General features: G+C 65.8%; 2 protein-coding genes and 1 pseudogene. 2 read left to right on the plus strand and 1 reads right to left on the minus strand.

The annotated features are described in order from the left end of the window. A pseudogene (locus AX685_RS20165) lies at positions 1-350 on the minus strand (quinone-dependent dihydroorotate dehydrogenase); the annotation flags it as partial. 309 nt (positions 351-659) lie between these two features. Between AX685_RS20165 and AX685_RS20170 the strand changes: the two are divergent. Together AX685_RS20170 and sufB are read left to right on the plus strand one after the other, a co-directional pair. Continuing rightward, the gene (locus AX685_RS20170) at positions 660-1100 is read left to right on the plus strand and encodes an SUF system Fe-S cluster assembly regulator (protein WP_066492029.1); all 441 of its coding nucleotides are present in this window, start codon (positions 660-662) and stop codon (positions 1098-1100) included. Between the two features lies 1 nt (position 1101). Continuing rightward, a partial coding sequence (sufB, locus tag AX685_RS20175; RefSeq protein WP_066492032.1) for a Fe-S cluster assembly protein SufB occupies positions 1102-2111 on the plus strand: 1010 nt, incomplete at its 3' end.

The raw sequence follows: 2111 nt of genomic DNA on the forward strand, positions 1-2111 counted from the left end.
AGCCCGCCGTTGTTGAAGCCCATGCGGTTGATGACCGCGCGATCCTCGACCAGCCGGAACAGCCGTGGCCTGGGATTGCCCGGCTGGGGGCGGGGGGTCAGCGTGCCGACCTCCACCGATCCGAAGCCGAGCGCGAACAGCCCGGTGATCGCGCGCGCATCCTTATCCAGCCCCGCCGCCAGCCCGACCGGGTTGGGAAAGTCGATCCCCGCCACCCGCGTCGGCAGCGCCATGGCGCGCGACGCCAGCGGCGTTCCGGTCGCGCCCCATGCAGACAGCGCGCGGATCGCGGCGACATGCGCGGTTTCGGGATCGATCGCGTGGATGGCACGTTGCAACAAGGACGGCATGAAAAACCTTTCGGATGATGCGTGCGCGGCGTCAATCGCGCAAAATTGTAAGAATTTACGGCCTGTCTGTCGTATCCATCCAATAATTTTGCGCGGCGATCCGGGTAAGGCCGGCGTGCGACCCGAAGGGCTTCCGATGGGAAACCCTTTATACTCAAAAGGCTCGGCCATCGGCCGGGCCTTTTTTTCGCGCCCTCTCCGCCGCTCCCCGCGCCACGCGGTTGATTTCGCGTGCGCGAGCGACCATCTCCCCAATCGGAACGAATCGGTCTGATTTGAGAGCGGTTCGCAACAGGTGCCCGCGAAGCCATGCGTTTGTCCAGTCTCACCGATTATGCCGTCGTGCTGCTCGGCGCCGCCGCGCGGCATTGCGGCGGTCTGGCGCGGATGAACGCGACGCGGCTGGCGGAGGAAACCGGCGTGCCGCTGCCCACCGCGCAGAAACTGGTCAGCCGGCTCGCCGCGGCGGGGCTGATCGACAGCACGCGGGGCACCGGCGGCGGCATCCGCCTGTCGCGCCCGCCCGCGACGATCACGCTGGCCGACATCGTCGAGGCGGTCGAGGGGCCGATCGCGATGACCGCCTGCGTCGATGCGGGCGACCATGACTGCGGCATCGCGGGCAATTGCCGCGTGAAGCCGCACTGGAATGCGGTCAACCGGGCGGTGCGCGACGCGCTCGCCGGGGTGACGCTGGCGACGCTGGCGGCGGAAGCCGCCGCGCCCGAGAAGATGAAGGTCGAGGCATAAGATGGCGACGAAGAACGCAGAGGCCCATGCGGCGGTCGCGAAGAAGTACGAATGGGGCTTCGCCACCGAGGTGGAGCAGGACTTCGCACCCAAGGGGCTGAGCGAGGATACCGTCCGCTATATCTCGGCCAAGAAGAACGAGCCGCAATGGATGCTCGACTGGCGGCTGAAGGCGTTCCGCCTGTGGCAGACGATGGAGGCGCCCGACTGGGCCAAGCTCAACGTGCCCCCGATCGACTATCAGGACGCCTATTACTACGCCGAGCCAAAGGCGAAGAAGACGATCGCGTCGCTGGACGAACTCGATCCCGAAATCCGCCGCACCTATGAGAAGCTCGGCATCCCGATCGCCGAGCAGGAAGTGCTCGCGGGGGTGGAGGGCGCGCGCCGCGTCGCGGTGGACGCGGTGTTCGACAGCGTCAGCGTCGCCACCACCTTCCGCAAGGAGCTGGAGGCCGCCGGCGTCATCTTCCGCTCGATCAGCGAGGCGATCCGCGAATATCCCGACCTGGTCCGCAAATGGCTGGGCAAGGTGGTGCCGCAGCACGACAATTACTTCGCGACGCTCAACTGCGCGGTCTTCTCCGACGGCACGTTCGTTTATGTGCCGAAGGGCGTGCGCTGCCCGATGGAATTGTCGACCTATTTTCGCATCAATGCCGAGAATACCGGCCAGTTCGAACGCACGCTGATCGTCGCCGACGAGGGCGCCTATGTCTCGTACCTGGAGGGCTGCACCGCACCGATGCGCGACGAGAACCAGCTCCACGCCGCAGTCGTCGAGCTGGTCGCGATGGACGATGCCGAGATCAAATACTCGACCGTCCAGAACTGGTATCCCGGCGACGAGAATGGCGTCGGCGGCATCTACAATTTCGTCACCAAGCGTGCTCTGTGTCAGGGCCGGAACAGCAAGGTGTCGTGGACGCAGGTCGAGACCGGCAGCGCGATCACCTGGAAATATCCGTCGTGCGTGCTGGCGGGCGACGGCTCGGTCGGCGAATTCTACTC

Origin of the sequence: Sphingomonas sp. CCH9-F2 (assembly GCF_001556735.1) — a bacterium.
GTDB classification, from domain to species: Bacteria; Pseudomonadota; Alphaproteobacteria; order Sphingomonadales; family Sphingomonadaceae; genus Sphingomonas; species Sphingomonas ginsenosidimutans.

Excerpts from the sequence above, each read along its gene's own strand:
- AX685_RS20170 (WP_066492029.1), top strand. The coding sequence starts at position 660 with ATGCGTTTGTCCAGTCTCACCGATTATGCCGTCGTGCTGCTCGGCGCC.